Source organism: Okeania sp. SIO2B9 (assembly GCF_010672505.1).
Classification (GTDB): domain Bacteria; phylum Cyanobacteriota; class Cyanobacteriia; order Cyanobacteriales; family Microcoleaceae; genus Okeania; species Okeania hirsuta.
In genome coordinates this window covers 1-2417 of record NZ_JAAHGK010001167.1, presented here as the reverse complement: position 1 = coordinate 2417, position 2417 = coordinate 1, and the positions used below count along the sequence as shown (strand labels likewise).

The window sequence follows — 2417 nt, the reverse complement described above, 5'->3', positions numbered from 1 at the left end:
AGCGAATTATGAGCTCGCTGCCTCCCCAATCGGCCAAAGGCGCCTATTTCTAAGTTTACCTTTATATCGTCACATTAAGCTAGCTTGGACTTTTCTTAGATAACCTAACATATCATAACATAGTTTCTGGAGTTAAGTTAAATTTTTGGACATAAATATTTCTAAATTTATACTAAAATATAGTATATCATAACAGAAAACAATATTATGCCTAAGAAATAAAAAAACTATGAATTCTAGTATTGTGCTAACTCTAAGCTTACTAACCCTAATGTTTGGTGCAGGTTTGGGTAGTGCTTCTTGGGGGTTTAAGCTAGGAAGGGAAGCTTTAAAAGGAATTACTCAACCAGATACTCGTCCCACTAATAATTTAGCAGGTGCTAGAGACAGTTCAAATCGCAAAGAAGGATTAGTCTTGTTAGAAGAGGAAAAAATTATTACCACTGTAAAAAATATTATCATAAATGGTGGAGTAATTGAAGAAAAAACTACTAAAAAAGACTCCCAGAACAAACAAGCCAAAGCAAAGTCTTCTCAAGAAAATCAATCCCAGCAAAGTTTTCCAATTGTGAGTAGTGACGCTGGAGTAGCTCTAGAAGTTAATGATGTTCGTCGATGGGGTAATTCTCTAGTTTTAGATGTCAATTTAAAAAATGAAGGAGACCGAGCTGTAAGATTTCTGTACAGTTTTTTGAATGTTACAGATGACCAGGGAAGGTCTCTCAGCGCAAGTACAGAAGATTTACCAGGAGAATTACCACCCAATGGTAGAAGATATTATGGTATTATTACGATTCCAGTTGCATTATTAGATAATGCCAAAGAACTTTCCTTGGAACTGACAGATTATCCTGGTCAAAATTTAGATTTAAAAATGTCTAGAATCAAAATAGATTAAGTGGATTAGATATTTTTTTGAGTAGGTTGTTAGTTAGATAAAAAAAGTTATCTATCACATAAGTTAATTTATTTATCTCTAATCGATCGTCAGAGAAAGCAAAGTTAAATTTTAACTTTGAAGAGCAAAGAAATCTAATGAAGTTGCCCAAGATTTAATGGTATAATAAACGTTGTACATAAATATAGTCTTATGTAGTCAAACAATGTCAAATATCTTCGTGAAATTGTACTCACTAGCTACTAAATATTTGAAAAATTTAATAACTCAAAGGCTTTATGTTTAATGGTATAATCGGCAGGTAGCTGAGAATCCCTGGCTAAATCACCATAATTAAAGATTAATAAATGCTCGGCTCCTAATATAATTTTAACCCCTTGATTTATCAGATTATTTGAGAGACTTATGATTCAAAAAAATCATCGGTTTTATCCTGAAATTGACCGACCGTGTTTCTTGTCGAAAAATATCTTAAACTCATGCTAATTATTTAGTTCATCAGTCTTTGATATTTGAAAATATTTATCGTCACTATTTGGACTTGCAAAAGAAGCTACAATCTCAAGGAGACTATCAAGCAATGCCAGCTAAAGTATCTCAACAAATCTTGATGATAATAGATCGAAACACCGAAGAGTTTTTTAGCAGCGAACGAAGTTTATAAACACCAAGCCATCAAAGTTTAATGCTCGTCCTCGTCTTCGGGGATATAAAAATAAAATAACGGGAAGAAATATTGTAGTTTATACAAAACAAGCCATCAGCCATAGGCAACTTAAACAAGTAATTATTAATCCAAGTAAAACATGGATTGATCTAAAAACATTAGTACCTACTTCATAAATTAAACAAGTTCGTCTGGTCCCTAAAATTAATCATTATGTAATAGAGGTCATTTATAAAGCTAATGAAAAACAATACGAGCTAGAGAAAAATCGTTGTGCCAGTATTTATATAGGATTAAACAACTTAGCTACATTAACTTTTAATCAAGCTGGAATCAAACCACTCTAGATAAATGGCAGACCGTTAAAATCTATTATCAATCAATACTATAATAAAGTTAAAAGCTTCTGACAATCTCAACTCCAGGAAAATAGATCGAGTCTGAGACTGAAAAAGCTGATCTTAAAAAGAGAATTTAAAATCAACGATTATCTTGGGTATTGCATCCCGTTTGATTATTGATACTCTAATTAATCAGAAAATAGGAACTTTGATAATTGGGCACAATTAAGAGTGGAAACAGAAGATAAATTTAGGGAAAAGAAATAATCAAAATTTTGTCTGTGTTCCCTATAACAGGTTAATAGAAATGTTATCTTATAAAGCCAAGATGGTAGGGATAGATGTAATTATTACAGAATAATCTTACACCTCAAAAGCAAGTTTTATAGATAATGATTTGATTCCAGTGTACAAGAAAGGTCAGAAAAATCATGTCACCTTTTCTGGAAAAAGAATAAAAAGAGGAATGCAATCGCACTGCCAGCAAAGGATTAATTAATGAGTTATGTGA

At 32.0% G+C, this 2417-nt stretch carries 3 protein-coding genes; all 3 read left to right on the top strand.

What is annotated here, in order from left to right:
- Positions 1–229 precede the first annotated feature (229 nt).
- The 3 genes from F6K13_RS28495 (at position 230) to F6K13_RS35505 (ending at position 2267) form a co-directional block, all read left to right on the top strand.
- The gene (locus tag F6K13_RS28495; RefSeq protein WP_124154709.1) at positions 230–898 is read left to right on the top strand and encodes a hypothetical protein; all 669 of its coding nucleotides are present in this window, start codon (positions 230–232) and stop codon (positions 896–898) included.
- Positions 899–1403: 505 nt separating this feature from the next.
- A complete protein-coding gene (locus F6K13_RS28490; protein ID WP_205127523.1) occupies positions 1404–1562 on the top strand; it encodes a hypothetical protein in 159 nt (52 codons plus the stop codon).
- A 588-nt stretch (positions 1563–2150) separates the two neighbouring features.
- Entirely contained in the window at positions 2151–2267 is a 117-nt protein-coding gene (locus F6K13_RS35505; RefSeq protein ID WP_205127525.1) for a hypothetical protein, read from the top strand.
- Positions 2268–2417 lie beyond the last annotated feature (150 nt).